Origin of the sequence: Intestinimonas massiliensis (ex Afouda et al. 2020), from assembly GCF_900626285.1 — a bacterium.
Lineage (GTDB): Bacteria > Bacillota > Clostridia > Oscillospirales > Oscillospiraceae > Flavonifractor > Flavonifractor massiliensis_A.
Window position 1 is genome coordinate 2,217,259 of the sequence record NZ_LR131147.1, and the last position, 15,145, is coordinate 2,232,403.

Annotated in this window: 17 protein-coding genes; 8 read left to right on the plus strand and 9 right to left on the minus strand. The window is 63.0% G+C overall.

Translation table 11 applies throughout. From position 1 onward, the window contains the following. Window positions 1–42: 42 nt before the first annotated feature. From E0E41_RS11080 to rpmH, 9 genes are all read right to left on the minus strand, one after another. The gene (locus tag E0E41_RS11080; RefSeq protein WP_130869956.1) at window positions 43–1,683 is read right to left on the minus strand and encodes a DEAD/DEAH box helicase; all 1,641 of its coding nucleotides are present in this window, start codon (window positions 1,681–1,683) and stop codon (window positions 43–45) included. Window positions 1,684–1,844: 161 nt separating this feature from the next. Beyond that, on the minus strand, window positions 1,845–2,357 hold the full coding sequence (locus E0E41_RS11085) for a shikimate kinase (RefSeq protein WP_130869957.1): 513 nt from the start codon (window positions 2,355–2,357) through the stop codon (window positions 1,845–1,847). A gap of 5 nt (window positions 2,358–2,362) precedes the next feature. Then, complete coding sequence (locus E0E41_RS11090) at window positions 2,363–3,238, minus strand: hypothetical protein (RefSeq protein ID WP_130869958.1); 876 nt, start codon at window positions 3,236–3,238, stop codon at window positions 2,363–2,365. A gap of 82 nt (window positions 3,239–3,320) precedes the next feature. Beyond that, complete coding sequence (locus tag E0E41_RS11095; RefSeq protein ID WP_130869959.1) at window positions 3,321–4,637, minus strand: L-cysteine desulfidase family protein; 1,317 nt, start codon at window positions 4,635–4,637, stop codon at window positions 3,321–3,323. 70 nt (window positions 4,638–4,707) lie between these two features. After that, window positions 4,708–5,490 (minus strand): RNA-binding cell elongation regulator Jag/EloR, encoded by a 783-nt coding sequence (jag, locus tag E0E41_RS11100; protein ID WP_130869960.1) that lies wholly within the window; start codon window positions 5,488–5,490, stop codon window positions 4,708–4,710. 36 nt (window positions 5,491–5,526) lie between these two features. After that, a complete protein-coding gene (locus E0E41_RS11105; RefSeq protein WP_130869961.1) occupies window positions 5,527–6,876 on the minus strand; it encodes a YidC/Oxa1 family membrane protein insertase in 1,350 nt (449 codons plus the stop codon). 32 nt (window positions 6,877–6,908) lie between these two features. Continuing rightward, window positions 6,909–7,127 carry a membrane protein insertion efficiency factor YidD gene (yidD, locus tag E0E41_RS11110; RefSeq protein ID WP_130869962.1) on the minus strand — a complete coding sequence of 73 codons (219 nt, stop codon included), beginning with the start codon at window positions 7,125–7,127 and terminating at the stop codon, window positions 6,909–6,911. Further along, complete coding sequence (gene rnpA / locus E0E41_RS11115) at window positions 7,124–7,477, minus strand: ribonuclease P protein component (RefSeq protein ID WP_130869963.1); 354 nt, start codon at window positions 7,475–7,477, stop codon at window positions 7,124–7,126. Before rnpA ends, yidD begins: the two co-directional genes overlap by 4 nt. Window positions 7,478–7,568: 91 nt before the next feature. Further along, window positions 7,569–7,703 (minus strand): 50S ribosomal protein L34, encoded by a 135-nt coding sequence (rpmH, locus tag E0E41_RS11120; RefSeq protein WP_006570963.1) that lies wholly within the window; start codon window positions 7,701–7,703, stop codon window positions 7,569–7,571. Between the two features lie 352 nt (window positions 7,704–8,055). Here rpmH and dnaA point away from each other — a divergent pair, with 352 nt between their 5' ends. From dnaA to gyrB, 8 genes are all read left to right on the plus strand, one after another. Further along, the gene (gene dnaA / locus E0E41_RS11125; RefSeq protein WP_130869964.1) at window positions 8,056–9,369 is read left to right on the plus strand and encodes a chromosomal replication initiator protein DnaA; all 1,314 of its coding nucleotides are present in this window, start codon (window positions 8,056–8,058) and stop codon (window positions 9,367–9,369) included. 255 nt (window positions 9,370–9,624) lie between these two features. Next, the gene (dnaN, locus tag E0E41_RS11130) at window positions 9,625–10,737 is read left to right on the plus strand and encodes a DNA polymerase III subunit beta (RefSeq protein ID WP_130869965.1); all 1,113 of its coding nucleotides are present in this window, start codon (window positions 9,625–9,627) and stop codon (window positions 10,735–10,737) included. Between the two features lie 28 nt (window positions 10,738–10,765). After that, on the plus strand, window positions 10,766–11,188 hold the full coding sequence (locus tag E0E41_RS11135) for an acyl-CoA thioesterase (RefSeq protein WP_130869966.1): 423 nt from the start codon (window positions 10,766–10,768) through the stop codon (window positions 11,186–11,188). 10 nt (window positions 11,189–11,198) lie between these two features. After that, window positions 11,199–11,411: an RNA-binding S4 domain-containing protein gene (locus E0E41_RS11140; protein WP_130869967.1), complete on the plus strand. Its 213-nt coding sequence runs from the start codon at window positions 11,199–11,201 to the stop codon at window positions 11,409–11,411. Further along, window positions 11,408–12,514: a DNA replication/repair protein RecF gene (gene recF / locus E0E41_RS11145; protein WP_130869968.1), complete on the plus strand. Its 1,107-nt coding sequence runs from the start codon at window positions 11,408–11,410 to the stop codon at window positions 12,512–12,514. The genes E0E41_RS11140 and recF overlap by 4 nt, the downstream gene beginning before the upstream one ends. A 9-nt stretch (window positions 12,515–12,523) precedes the next feature. After that, window positions 12,524–12,835 (plus strand): Tat pathway signal protein, encoded by a 312-nt coding sequence (locus E0E41_RS11150; protein WP_130869969.1) that lies wholly within the window; start codon window positions 12,524–12,526, stop codon window positions 12,833–12,835. Between the two features lies 1 nt (window position 12,836). Then, on the plus strand, window positions 12,837–13,100 hold the full coding sequence (gene remB / locus E0E41_RS11155) for an extracellular matrix regulator RemB (protein ID WP_130869970.1): 264 nt from the start codon (window positions 12,837–12,839) through the stop codon (window positions 13,098–13,100). A 90-nt stretch (window positions 13,101–13,190) separates the two neighbouring features. Next, complete coding sequence (gene gyrB, locus E0E41_RS11160; RefSeq protein ID WP_130869971.1) at window positions 13,191–15,131, plus strand: DNA topoisomerase (ATP-hydrolyzing) subunit B; 1,941 nt, start codon at window positions 13,191–13,193, stop codon at window positions 15,129–15,131. Window positions 15,132–15,145 lie beyond the last annotated feature (14 nt).

The window sequence follows — 15,145 nt, forward strand, 5'->3', positions numbered from 1 at the left end:
AAATCCCGCAGCAGCTTATTCTCCATACGAAGCCGCTGGATTTCATAGGCCTGCTCTGACACAATGTCTCTTGGTGCGGCGCCTTTCCNGAGCGCGCCACGGGGGCTGAGAGAGGTGTACAAGAGCCAGCTCCTGGGCCAGGGGCTCCGCCGCCGGACGGGGGGTATGGGCGGGCCGCCGGGGAGCCAGCAGCCGGGCGGTGGCGTCCATGATCACGTCGCTGGCCAGAGGGTCCGGCTTCTGGAAGTCGGTAAATGCCGGCTCGGGGGCGGCGGGACGGCTGGGCGCGGTGGCGGTGGGGGCCTGCTCCAGGGTCTTGCTGTTGCGCACGCCCCGTCTGGGCTTCTTCTTCTCCGGCTGGACTTTTTCCACCGGAGCGGGAGCCGGTGTGGAAATCTCCGTCTTCTGCGCGGCCTTGGCCTCTTTTTTGGCCTGGGCGGCGGCCTTGTTGGCCGCGTCCCGCTGACGGCGCTTTTCCTTGGCGGCGGCCCGGGCTTCGGCGTCCTCGGGATTCACTACCCGGCCCTTCTTGTCCTTGGGTAGGGGCTCCAGCACCTCCATGGGCCAGGGGTGATCGGCCACCACCGGGATCTCTTTGCCCAGCAGCTTCTGGATGCCCTTCAGCTCCTCCTTCTCGTTGATGTCGCAGAAGGAGATGGCGGTGCCGCCGTGGCCCGCCCGGCCGGTACGGCCGATGCGGTGGACGTAGGTCTCAGGTACGTCGGGCAGGTTGTAGTTGAACACGTGGGAGAGCTCCTCGATGTCCAGGCCCCGGGCGGCGATATCGGTGGCCACCAGGGCCTTGACCGCGCCGCTCTTGAAGTCGGCCAGGGCCTGCTGCCGGGCGGTCTGGCTCTTGTTGCCGTGGATGGCGGCGGCGGTGATGCCCGCCTTCACCAGATCCCCCGCCACCTTGTTGGCGCCGTGCTTGGTGCGGGTGAATACCAGGGCGTTTTTCACCCCGGGCTGCTGGATCAGGGAGGCCAGCAGCTTGGTCTTGTTGCCCCGGTCCACATAGTACAGCTTCTGGTCGATGACCTCCACCGGGGAGGACACCGGGTCCACCGCCACCTTTACCGGGTTGACCAGCAGGGAATCCACCAGTCCCTGCACCTCGGGGGGCATGGTGGCAGAGAAGAAGAGGGTCTGCTTCTTCCTGGGCAGCCAGCCCAGGATCCGGCGCACGTCATGGATGAAGCCCATGTCCAGCATCCGGTCGGCCTCGTCCAGCACGAAGATCTCCAGCTTCTTCAGGTCCACGAATTTCTGGTTGTACAGGTCGCCCAGGCGGCCGGGGGTGGCCACCAGGATGTCCACGCCCTTCTTCAGCTGCTCCACCTGGGGATTCTGGCCCACCCCGCCGAAGATGACGGCGGAGCGGAGGGGGAGATACCTGCCGTAGGCGGTGAAGCTCTCCTGGATCTGGAGGGCCAGCTCCCGGGTGGGGGTGAGGATCAGGGCCCGGATGGGCCGGTCGGCGGCTGGTACGGCCGCCAGCCGCTGGAGAATGGGGGCCGCAAAGGCACAGGTCTTGCCGGTGCCGGTCTGGGCGCAGCCCAGCACGTCCCGCCCCGCCAGAGCGGGGGGAATGGCCTTTTCCTGAATGGGGGAGGGGTGCTCATACCCCTGTTCGGCCAGCGCCTTCAGGATGGGCGGATTCAGGCCGAGTTCCTGGAATGTCATTTGGGTTCGTTCCTTTCCTGTATACCGCCCCTTCCGCGCCGGGGGCAGTGGAAAAAATGACCTGCCGCGCGGGGGCAGGGATAAACACGACGAAGCCCGCCGGAGAGCCAGCGGGCAGCGTGCGTATCGTTATACTGTCAAGTATTAGTATACCACGGATTTCAGAAATTACAAGAGGCCAGCACCGCCGCCACTGTCTCCTCCAGACCGGCGCCGGGGCGCACCTCCACCGTGGCATCGGCGTACTGCCGGTACAGCGGCTCCCGCTGGGCGTATACGTCGGCCAGGGTCTGGCCGGGGGCCATGGCGATGCCCCGGGTGGTGATGTTGTCCACCCGCCGTTCCAGCTCGCTGAGGGGCACGTGGAGGTACACCACCGGACCCAGCTCCTTCAGCCGGGCCATGCCGCCGGGGCGGCACACCACGCTGCCCCCGGGGGCGATCACCGACCGGGTACAGTCCAGCTCCCTGACGGCGGCCTCCTCCGCGTCCAGAAAGTACTCCACGCCCCGGCAGTCCAGGATGTCCTGCAAAAGGGCACCCTCCCGCCGCTGGAGCACCAGGTCGGTATCGATAAATCCATAGCCCAGGGCCTTGGCCAGCAGCACCCCCACGGTGCTCTTGCCGGAGCCGGGCATGCCGATAAGGGTCACATTATCCCGCAGCAGATCCATTCCTCCTATTCCACACCGATGGAGACATACACGTTCTCCTCGTCCATCACCACGGCCGTCAGCTCCTGATCCGCCGCGTTCTCCGGCAGGAAGTAGAAGCTGTAGCCGAACAGTTCCTCGTCCGCCGTGCCGTCGGCCAGGGAGAGGCTTTCCAGACCGCACTCCTCCTCAACATCGGGCGGCAATTCCTCCGGCAGACAGATGGTGCCGTCCTCCGTCATCAGTCCTACAGGGATGTAGCTGTCCCCGGGCTCTCCCAGCACCCACAGGGCCACCGCCACACAGCGGGTACCCGGATGCTGATCCATAAAGCTGTCAGGCAGCCAGGGTTCCCAGGCGTCGCCCACCGAGACCTGCTGGCCGCTGGAGAGGGTAAAGGTGTCGTAGCTCTCATACCAGCCCTCGGGCAGGTCGGCCACGATATCCTCCCGGGCAGGTACCTCTTCCACACTGCCAAAGGAATCGGTAAAGGAATAGACAGCGTCAAAGATCTGCTCCGCCACCGCCTCTATCAGGGGCACCCCGATGAACAGGACGGCCAGCACCACCACCAGGATCACCAGGCCCTTGACGCCGCTCTTCTTTCTGGGTTCACAGGCGCCGCAGTCGTTGATGCGGGCGGAGTGGGTTTTCCCCTTCTTCAGGTCGGGGCCGCTGCCGTAGGTGGGGTGATAGTTTACCGTCCGGGCGGTCGTCTTGCCGGCGGATTTTCCGGCAGACGGCCCGACGGAGCCGGGCCGCTGGAACCGGGAGAGCAGCTCCTGCTCCAGGCGGGTGGCGCCGCTGTCCGGCGGCGGGTTGAAGCTGCCGCAGCGGGGGCAGAAATCGTCCACATCATAGTCGTAGCTCTTGCCGCAGTCGGCACAGCGAATTTTCCGCATCCGGATCCTCTCCTTCCTCCGGTCCAGCCCATATTACAGGGTCAGTATACCAAATTATTTCGGGGCAGGCAAGAAAAAGCGGTCAGTCCTCGTTGACCCACTTATCCACCATGATGTGGAGGATCTCCTTGTCGGTCTCCCGCATGCCCTCCCGGCCCAGGCGGCCCACGCTGGCGATCATGTTTTCCACGCCCTTTTTCACGATGCCGTCGCCGCCCAGGAACTGCTGGCCCTGCCGGTACATCTCCCAGCCCAGAATGCCGCTGTCTACCGCCAGGGCGATCTTGCCGGCGCAGGAGGCCTTGGCCCCGTCGCAGATGACGCCGGAGGAGATGGCCAGGGCGTTCACCAGGGTGTGGGAGACGGCGTCCAGGCCGCCGCCCTCCAGGTAGGCGATGCCGCAGCCGGCGGCGGCGCCGGCGTTGATGGCCCCGCAGTAGGCCGACAGCCGGCCGATGGTGGATTTCTGATGGATGGCCAGCAGGTTGGAGAGCACCAGGGCCCGGTACAGCTTCTCCTGACTTGTCCCCAGGGCACGGGCATAGACGATGACGGGCACCGAGGCGGTGATGCCCTGGTTGCCGCTGCCCGAGTTGATGATCACCGGCAGCTCGCAGCCGTTCATGCGGGCGTCGCTGCCGGCGGCGGCCATGGCGCGGGCCCGCAGCCGCACGGCGGAGGGGCCGTCGGCGGAGAGCACCTCCGGGTGGGAGGCCAGGAGCACCGAGCCGATGTTGGCTCCGTAGTCCCCCTTCAGGCCCTCCTCCGCAATGGTCATGTTGCAGGAGATCTGCCGGTTCAGCAGGGGGGACACGTCGGCCAGGTCCACGGTGTCGGCAAAGTCCAGGATGCCTGCCACCGTCAGACAGCTCCGGTCGGTAAGGCCGCCCTCCTCCTCGCTTTCCACAGCCTTGTGCAGCAGCACCTTCCCGTCTTTTTCCACCAGAACCACGTTGGTGTGGAAATTGGCGATGCGGGCCCTGGCCCAACAATCCCCGCTGCGGAGGGTGACAACGATATCGAAGATCAGGGGAGACTCCGCCAGACTTACCTCCACCGGCGTCCGCTCCAGAAAGGCTCCGATCTGGTCCTGCTGGGCGGGGGTGACCTGGGAGATCACCTCCAGCTGCCGGTCCGGATCTCCGACCACGATGCCAGCGGCCACGGCGGCGGGAATGCCACGGCGGTGGCCGGTGTTGGGCACCACCACGCTCTTCACGTTCTTGATGATGTTGCCGCTGGCCGCCACTTCCACCCGGTCGGGGAGGGTACCCAGGGCCTTCCGGGCCACTGCCCCGCAGTAGGCCACGGCAATGGGCTCGGTGCAGCCCATGGCGGGGAGCAGCTCCTCCTCCAGAATTTTGACGTACTTTTGGTAATTGGCGTCGGTCCGTTCCATGTTATCTCCCTCATTTGTAAAAAAGCGGCCTGTCCCGAATCAATTCGGAACGGGCCGCTTCTTCTTTTTTTTACCGGTGTTCGCCCCGGCTGTAAGCCACCACCGTGCGGCGGTTGGGCTCGGTGCCGATGGAGTAGGTGGTCACGTCTGGGGTGTCCTGGAGGGCGGTGTGGATCACGTGCCGCTCATAGGCGTTCATGGGCTCCAGGGTTACGTTGCGGCGGTACTTGACCACCTTGCCCGCCACCTTGTGGGCCAGACGGATGAGGGATTCCTCCCGCTTGGCCCGGTAGCCCTCGGCGTCCACATGGATGCGGACCCGCTTGGACTGGCCGTGGTTCACGGCGTAGCCGGTGAGCTGCTGGATGGCGTCCAGGGTCTCGCCCCGGCGGCCGATGAGGCCGCCCAGGTCCTGGCCCACCAGTTCCACCTGGTAGGTGCCGTTTTCGTCCACCTTGATCTCCGGCTTGGCCTGGGCTCCCATGTGCTCCAGCAGGCCGGTGAGGAAGCCCTCAATGGCCGCCGTCCGGTCCTCGGGACCGGCGGGGGTTCTGGGAGCGGAAGCGGCGGGAGCCGCAGGGGCGGGCTCGGCCTTCTCCGCCCTGGGGGCGGGAGCCGCGGGTTTTTCCACAACAGGGGCGGGAGTGGGGACAACCTTCTCCTCCGGCTCCTCATCAGGGGCCTCGTAGCTGACCTTCACCTTGGCCGGACAGCTGCCGATGCCCAAAAATCCGGACTTGGCCCGCTCCAGGATCTCCACGGACACCTCGTCCCGATCCATGCCCAGCTGCTGCAGGGCGGCCTCGACAGCGGCCTCCTCGCTTTTGCCGGTGCTTTCGATCCATTTCAGCATAGTGGGTATCTCTCCTTATGCGTCACGGCAAAGCCGTTATTCCTTGGTTTCCTCCTCAGCGGAGGCGTCGGGCTGGGCGGTCTCCTCCGCAGGAGCTTCCTCCACGGGGGCGCTCTCCACAGAGACATGCTCCTCCGCGGGAGCCTCTACGGCAGGGATCTCCTCCTCCGGAGCCTGCTCCGGCTCAGCGGCGGGCTTTTTGTTGAAAATAGGCGCCTCGCCGGGGTAGACGGTGGGACCGTCCTCGCTGTAGCGGTAGGGGTCGTAGGCCCGGCCGCGGGCATACTGGCGCATACCCACACGGCTCATTTCCTTCACCGAGCCGGGGATCTTGTCCTCGTCAACGGCCTTCTTCTCGCTCTTCTTCTTCTTGCCCTTGTTCTTCTTCTCTTCCTCGATGCGGCGGGCCCGCTCTTCCGCCTTGCGGCGGCGCTCTTCCTTCTCCTCTTCCTTCTCCAGGCGCTCCCGCTCGGCCTGCATGGCCGCCGCCTTCTCATAGTCCTTCTTCAGCAGCTTGCCGCAGATGAACTCCTGGAGCATGGACAGCAGGCTGTTGGCGATCCAGTAAATACAGAGGGCCGCCGGCATGGCAAAGCCGATCCACAGGGAGATCAGGGGGGAGACGATCATCATGGACTTCATGGTGGAGTTGCTCTGGCTGCTCTGCTGGTTCACCGCGTTGGTCTTCATGGAGATCAGGGAGAACACCACGCTGAGGGCGGCGGAGATCACGGGCAGCAGGAACAGGGTAAAGCCGCCCTGCTCCACCGTCCAGAACTTCAGCTGAGGCACCTGGGACAGGTCCACGATGCCCAAAAAGTCAAAGTTGATGGAGAAGATCTGCTTGCCCGCCTCGCCCACGGCGGTGCGGACGGCGTCCAGATTTTCGGGGGTAATGAGGGAGGCCAGGTAGAGCTGATTGTAGCCGGTGTCGGCAAAGCTCTCGGCAGCCTGCTTGATCCAGCCCATATTCATGGCCTGGTTGCTCCAGTCCACGGTCTGGGCGATGGTGTTGAGCACACCGGAGTCGGTGACGCCCATCATGTAGTGGATGGGCTGACGGATGATGGGGTAGAGGACCATCAGGATAATCAGGGGGATGAAGGACCACAGGCAGCCGCCCATGGGGTTGACCTTCTCCTTGGCGTAGAGATTCTGGACCTCCTGATTATAGCGCTCCCTGTCCTTGCCGTACTGCTTCTGCAGCTTCTGCATCTGGCCCTGAAGCATGTTCATCTGGATCATGCTGCGCTTGCCCTTCAGGGACAGGGGAAACAGCACCACCTTAACCACCAGCGTGAATAAGATCAGCGCCAGGCCGTAGCTGCCGCTGAACTCATAGAAGATCTTCAGCAGCCATGAAAACGGGGTGAGGATAATATCCATTTGCGCGCCTCCAAGTTGCGTATTCTGTCCCGCTAGGGGACGGGGTCGTACTCGATGGTATCCTGCTTATGGAAGGGCTGACATTTCAGCAGACGACGCAGAGCCAGAAAGCCCCCCTTGAGGGCCCCGTATTTCTCCACCGCCTCCAGGGCGTAGGCCGAGCAGGTGGGGATGAACCGGCAGCAGGGGGGACGGGCCGGGGAGATATACTTACGGTAAAACCGGATGGCGGCCAGAAGAATCCCTTTCATCTTCCGCCCGCCTCCTTCCGCAGCAGACCCAGCTTGTCCGACAAAGTCAGCAGGCTGCGCTCCAGCTCCCGGTACCGGCTGTGGCCCGCCTTGACCCGGGCCACCACCACGATATCATATCCCGTCACAAACCGGTCCTCATGGATGCGGTAGGCCTCCCGGATCCGGCGGCGGGTGCGGTTGCGCACCACCGCCTTGCCCAGCTTGACCCCTACGGTGAGGCCCAGCCGGTTGTTTGTCCTGCCGTTTTTCCGGCAGTAGACCGCCAGGCGGGAATCCACCGCGCTCTTGCCCTTGCTGTACAGCCGGCGGAACACATGATTTTGTTTCAGGGAGATGGTATCCTTCACGTTTCCGCTCCGTTTCTGCGTATACTGCGCAGGGGCGGTGGGAAAGCTCCCCCGCCCCTTTCAAAAAAGCCCTATTCCATTCGCAGACCCATCAGTGGGTCAGACGGGCGCGGCCTTTCGCGCGGCGGCGAGCCAGGACCTTGCGGCCGTTGGCGGTGCGCATGCGCTTGCGGAACCCGTGCTCCTTGGAGCGCTGGCGCTTCTTGGGCTGATAGGTACGAACCATGTGGGGACACCTCCTGTAAAAAGATCGACGGGAAATCCCGCCTCCACAACAGCCTTCCGGCTGCGGTTGACAAAGGAAACTGCTTTACACTGTGCCGCATATACGGCGCACATGGTATTATAGCCTATTTAAAAATCACCTGTCAACCATAAGTTTGGATCTTTTTTTGTTTTTTTCTCCCAACTGAGACACAAATACAATATCTTGTGTTTCCATTTTTCCATAAACCCCAGACGCCCCTCCCCCCCTCCGGAAAAAGGAATTCTTTTTTATATAGTATCCGTTGCGCCGGAGCCGTTTTTTTGGTATAATCAATTGGATATGTAATTCTACCGAAAGAGGTGGTTTTTTCGTGAATTTACCGGCCGATCTTTGGGCCAAGGTACTCTCCCTGATGGAAGGGGAGATGACCGCCACCACCATCAACACCTGGTTTGACGACGCCACCGCCGTGGCGCTGGAGGCAAACCGGTTTGTCATTCATACCCCCTCCAACTTCAAGCGGGACATCATCCAGTCCCGGTACGTGCCCGTCATCCAGAAGGCCCTCCATGAGCTCTTTTCCGCCGAGTTTGAGGTGGTTGTACTGGGGGAGGGGGAGCTGGAGGGTTATGGCAAGCCTGTGGACGATGTGTTTCTCCCCGGCACGGAGGAGTATACCTTTGAGCGGTTCGTGGTGGGCTCCTCCAACAAATTCGCCCACGCGGCGGCTCTGGCGGTGGCCGAGCAGCCCGCCAAGACCTACAACCCCCTGTTCATCTACGGCGAGTCCGGCCTGGGCAAGACCCACCTGCTGTACGCCATCGCCCACAAGATCCACCGGGACCACCCGGAATACCGGATCGTGTACATCAAGGGAGATTCCTTCACCAACGAGCTGATCCAGGCCATCCGGGAGGGCCGCAACCCGGAGTTCCGGGAAAAATACCGGTCCGCCGACGTGTTCCTCATGGACGACGTGCAGTTTATCGCCGGCAGGGAATCTACCCAGGAGGAGATGTTCCACACCTTCAACACCCTGTATGAGGCGGGCCGTCAGATCGTGTTCACCGCCGACCGCCCCCCCAAGGAGATGCTGCGGCTGGACGACCGGCTGCGCACCCGGTTCGAGTGGGGCCTGCCCGTGGACATCCAGCCCCCCGACTATGAGACCCGGGTGGCCATCATCAAGAACAAGGCCATCCGCCGGGGCATGAACCTGCCCGACCCGGTCCTGCAGTACATTGCCGAGAACATCACCTCCAATGTGCGGCAGATTGAGGGCACGGTGAACAAGATCCTGGCCTTCCAGGAGTTGATGGGGGAGAGCGTGGACGTGGACACCGTCACAAGGGCGGTACGGGACATGTTCAAGGACAAGGCGGAATTTCTCCCCTCGCCGGAGGTCATCATTGACGAGGTGGGCAAGTTCTACAACATCGACCCGGAGGCCATCCGGGGCCAGGGCCGCACCAAGGACACCGCCCTGGCCCGGCAGATCGCCATGTATCAGATCCGCCGGATGACCAATCTGTCCCTGAAGGAGATCGGCAAGGAGTTCGAGGGGAGAGACCACACCACCGTCATGCACTCCATCGACCGGATCGAAAAGCTGACCAAGCAGTCCCCCGAGATCGCCGAGGTCATCAAGGACATCAACGCCAATATCAACGCCCGGTACGAGTAGCACAGGTTTTCCACCTTTCCACCGGGTTTTGGGGAGATGTGGAAAGTGCCCTGTGGATAAGTTTTGCCCCGTTTTTCCCCATGTGGAAAGCGGTAAATTTCATCCACAACCCCTGTGGACGTTTTTTTCTATGAGTCTCAACGGATTGCGGGAGTTTTCCACATCATTTTTCCCTACGGCTTACTATTACGACATTTATCCCCCTCTTTCTCCTGGAGGAGCGGGAGGGGAGCAGGAAACGGAGGAAGCAACGCTATGAAATTCACCTGCGAAAAGGCGCTCCTACAGGCGGCCATCTCCACCACCTCCCGGGCAGTGTCACCCAAGAGCTCCATTCCCGCCCTGGAGGGCATTCTGGTAGAGGCCGGCAACGATCTGCGCCTCACCGGCTACAATCTGGAGACCGGCATCCGCACCGTGGTGCCCGCCGAGATCCAGGAGGAGGGCACTCTGGTACTGGGGGCCCGTCTGTTTGGAGAGATCATCCGGAAAATGCCCGACGATATGGTCACCTTCCAGTCCAATAACTATATGGTCAACATCAAGTGCGGCATGAGCGAGTTCAACATCCTGGGCACCGACCCCGAGGAGTTCCCCGAGCTGCCCACCGTGGAATACCAGAATTCCCTGATTCTGGCACAGAGCAAGCTGAAGGCCATGATCTCCCAGACCCTGTTTGCCGTCAGCGACAACGAGAGCCGGCCCATCCATACCGGCTCCCTGTTCGAGGTGGACGACAGCGGCCTGACCATCGTGTCGGTGGACGGTTACCGGCTGGCCCTGCGGCATGAGGCCATCGACAAGAAGGAGGGGGCCCCGGAATTCTCCTTCGTGGTGCCCGGCGCCGCCCTGTCGGAGGTGGAAAAGATCTGCTCCGATGTGGACGAGCCGGCCTCGGTGACCCAGGGCGCCCGGCACGTCATGTTCAAAGTGGGGGACACTATGCTGGTGGCCCGCCGGCTGGAGGGCGAATTTTTGGCCTACCGCCAGGCCATCCCCCGGAACAACACCATCCATGTGGAGGGAGACACCCGGGCGCTGCTCTCCTCCATCGACCGGGTCAGCCTGATCATCAGCGATAAGCTCAAGTCCCCCCTGCGCTGCGTGTTCGACAACGGGGTGCTGAAGATCACCACCAAGACCGCCATCGGCGACGCCTATGACGAGTGCCCCATCGACGGCGACGGGGAAGGGCTGGAGATCGGCTTCAACAACAAATACCTGATGGACGCCCTGAAGGCCGCCCCCGCCGACAAGGTGCGGCTGGAGCTGACCACCGGCGTGTCCCCCTGCGTCATCCTGCCCACCGAGGGAGAGGAGAATTTCCTGTATATGGTGCTCCCCGTCCGCCTGCGGGCCGGAGAGTAAAAATTACGGAAAGCGAGGAAAAAACCCCTTGGAACTCCATCCTTATCTGCACAAAGTGCAGTTTTATGAGACCGACGGCATGAGCATTGTCCACCATGGAAATCATATCCTGTGGATGGAGGAGGCCCGCACCGACTTTCTGGACCAGCTGGGCTGGGGCTACGAGAAGGCGGTGGAGGCGGGCATCGACTTTGCCGTATACAGCGTGTCCTGCGCCTACAAGTCCATGATCCGGTTCGGGGAGACGGTGGCCATCACCCTGAAGGTGAATAAGCTCCATCAGGCCAAAATGGAGCTGGGCTATACCATGGTGGATTCAGTCACCGGCCAGCTCCGGGCGGAGGGCACCAGCGTCCACTTCTTCTACGACCGGGCCAAGGGCCGTCCGGTGTCCCTGAAGCGGGCGCTGCCCGAGGTGTACGCCTTGCTGGAATCCCTCGCGGAGCAATGAGGAGGGGAACATGGAAAAAAGACAGGTAAAAATCACCACCGAATATATCAAGCTGGAGGCCCTGCTGAAATTCGAGGGCCTGGCGGAGACCGGCGGAGACGCCAAGGAGCGGATCCAGGCCGGTGAGGTGACGGTGAACGGCGAGGTATGCACCATGCGGGGCAAGAAGCTGCGCCCCGGGGATAAGGCCGCCCTGGACGGGGTGGAGCTGGAAGTGGTATGATCGTCCGCTCCCTCACCCTGGACTTTTTCCGCAACTACCCCCACTTTGAGGGGGAGTTTTCCTCAAATGTCAATGTGATCTGGGGAGAAAACGCCCAGGGCAAGACCAATCTGCTGGAGGGGATCGCCTATCTGTCCACCGCCTCCTCCCACCGGGCCAGGTACGACAGGGAGCTGATCCAGTTCGGGGTGGACCACGCCTTCGTAAAGGGGGAGGTGGAGGCCCGGGACCGGGTGTTCACCCTGGAGGCCCGGCTGAGCCGGGGGGCCAGGCGGCAGCTCTTCTCCAACGGGGTGCGGCTGAAAACCGCCGGGGAGCTGGCTGGGGTGCTGAACACCGTGCTCTTCTGCCCGGAGGACCTGTGGCTCATCCGGGAGGGGGCGGCGGTGCGCCGGAAATTTCTGGACAGCTGCATCTGCCAGCTGCGGCCCAAATACGCCGAGGCCCTGGCGGAGTACCGCCGGCTGTATGAGCACAAGACCCGGATCCTCCGGGACTGGGAGGAGCACCCATCCCTGCTGGATACCCTGGACGAGTTCAATCTCCGCATGGCCCAGACGGGAGCCCTCATCATCCACTACCGGGCCCACTTCATCCGCCGGCTGGGGGAGGTGACCCCCGCCATCCACCGGGACTTCTCCGGGGGGCGGGAGGAGCTGGAGCTGGGGTATGAGACGGTGAGCACCGTCACAGATCCGCTGGCCCCCGCCCGCACCATCCTGGAGCAGCTGCTGGCCCATCAGGAATCCCACCGGCGGGCGGGAATGGGTTCCCGGCAGTGTCTGTCCCGGCCCCACAAGGACGATCTGGCGGGAGAGCTCAACGGCCTGTCCGCCCGGCAGTTCGCCTCCCCGGGCCAGACCCGGACGGCGGCATTGTCCCTGAAGCTGGCTTCCCGGGAAATCTTCTTTCAGGAGACCGGGGAGTGGCCGGTGCTGCTGCTGGACGACGTTTTATCCGAACTGGACGGAAAGCGGCAGGAATTTGTACTCAAACGGATCACCAACGGGCAGGTTTTCATCACCTGCTGTGAGGAGATGGATCTGTCCCGGCTGGGGAGTGCCCGTACCTTCCACATCCGGGACGGGGCGTTGGTGAGATAAGGAGAACCTATGCCCATTATCATCGGCATTTTCTGTATCTTGCCCCTGCTGCTGGGGCTGGCGGTGGAGTATCTGGTCTGCCGGTTTCTGAAGAAGAAGCTGTGGCGGGCCCTGCCGCCCCTGGTCGTCCTGATCCTGGCCGCTCTGGTGACCGCCGGACGGCTGGGCGTGTGGGAGGCGGACGAATCCCCGGTGACCCAGCTGCTGTTTGTCCCCGGCCTGCCCGCCCTGTGCGCCCTGATGGGTACGCTGCTGGGCTGGCGGCTGTGGAAAAAGCTGTGGGGCCCCAGGGTGATCTGGGAACACAGGAGGAGGGACTGAAATGTATCTGCATCTGGGCCAGAGCGTGGTGGTCCCCTTCCGGGACGTGGTGGGGGTGTTCGACCTGGACAACACCAGCTCCTCCCATCTGACCCGGGCCTTTCTGGAGCGGGCGGAAAAGGAGAGACGGGTGGTCAACGTGTCCGACGACCTGCCCCGGTCCTTTGTGCTGTGCGCTCCGGGCAGGGGAGCGGGCACCGTCTATCTGTCTCAGCTGTCCGCCGCCACTCTGCTGCGGCGGGCGGAGAACAACAGTTTTGAATGAAGTCTGACCACGGGCCGCCGGAGGCGGCTCCTACGACCCATCGTAGGAGCGGCCCCTGGCTGCCCGGAAGATCCCAATGGAGGTTTTCAAATGTCTGAAGAATTGAACGGCACCACTCAGGTGGAGCACGAATACGGCGGTTCCGAGATCCAGGTCCTGGAGGGCCTGGAGGCCGTCCGCAAGCGCCCGGGCATGTATATCGGTTCCACCAGCGAATCCGGTCTCCACCACCTGGTCTATGAGATCGTGGACAACTCCATCGACGAGGCTCTTGCGGGTTACTGCGACGAGATCACCGTGCGCATCGACGAGGGGGACATCATCACCGTCATCGACAACGGCCGCGGCATCCCGGTGGATATCCAGCCCCAGACCGGCCTGCCCGCCCTGGAGGTGGTCTTTACTATCCTCCACGCCGGCGGCAAGTTCGGCGGCGGCGGCTACAAGGTATCCGGCGGCCTCCACGGCGTGGGCGCCAGCGTGGTCAACGCACTCAGCGAGTGGCTCACCGTCCGGGTCCACAAGGAGGGCAAGATCTACGAGATGAAGTTCTCCCGGGGCAAGGTGACCCAGCCCATGCAGATCGTGGGCGACACCGACCGCCACGGCACCGAGGTCACCTTCAAGCCCGACCCGGAGATGTTCGAGGTCACTGAGTACAACTATGACACCCTCCACACCCGCATGCGGGAGGAGGCCTTCCTCAACGCCGGCCTGCGCATCCACACCATCGACGCCCGGCCCGGCAAGGAGAAGCAGGACACCATGCACTACGCCGGCGGCATCCGGGAGTTCGTGTCCTTCATCAACCGCTCCAAGGACGTGGTCCATCCCGACGTGGTGTACATGGCGGGGAGCAAGGACGACTCCATGGCGGAGGTGGCCTTCCAGTACAACGACGGGTATAACGAGACCATCGTCTCCTTCGCTAACAACGTCCACACCCCTGAGGGCGGCATGCACGAGGAGGGCTTCAAGCGGGCGCTGACCACCGTTTTGAACAACTACGGCAAGAAGATGAAGATCCTCAAGGACGAGGACAAGGTGTCCGGCGAGGACTGCCGGGAGGGTATCGCCTGCGTCATCTCGGTAAAGCTGACCGAGGCCCAGTTTGAGGGCCAGACCAAGGCCAAGCTGGGCAACGCCTCCATCCGCACCCTGGTGAACAACATCGTCACCGAGAAGCTGACCGAATACCTGGAGGAAAACCCCGCCGTGGGCAAGGCCATCCTGGACAAGGCCCTGATGGCCAACCGGGCCAGAGAGGCCGCCCGGAAGGCAAGGGAATCCATCCGGAGAAAGACCGCCCTGGGCGGCGCCGCCATGCCAGACAAACTGCGGGACTGCAACGAGGTCAACCCCGAGCTCACCGAGCTCTACATCGTGGAGGGCGACTCCGCAGGCGGCTCCGCCACCCAGGGCCGGGATTCCCGGTTCCAGGCCATCCTGCCGCTGTGGGGCAAGATGCTGAACGTGGAGAAGGCCCGGGCGGACAAGGTGTACGGCAACGACAAGCTGACCCCTGTCATCACCGCCCTGGGCGCCGGCATCGGGGACGACTTTGACCTGGACAAGCTGCGCTATCACAAGATCATCATCATGGCCGATGCCGATGTGGACGGCTCCCACATCCGCACCCTGCTGCTGACCTTCTTCTTCCGGTTCATGCGGCCCCTCATTGAGCACGGCTATGTCTACGCCGCCGTGCCCCCCCTGTACAAGCTGACAAGGGGCAAGACCACCCGGGTGGCCTTTGACGACATTGAGCGGGAAAAAATTGCTGCCGAGCTGCGGGGCGACAACCCCAACGCCAAGGTGGATATCAGCCGCTATAAGGGCCTGGGCGAGATGAACCCCCACGAGCTGTGGGAGACCACCATGGATCCGGAGCGGCGCACCCTGAAGCGCATCCAGCTGGACGACGCGGTGCTGGCCGACCAGACCTTCACCGTCCTCATGGGCGAGAAGGTGGAGCCCCGGAAGGAGTTCATCGAGAAGAACGCCAAGTACGCGGTGAATCTGGACTATTAAGGGACGCACCCTTT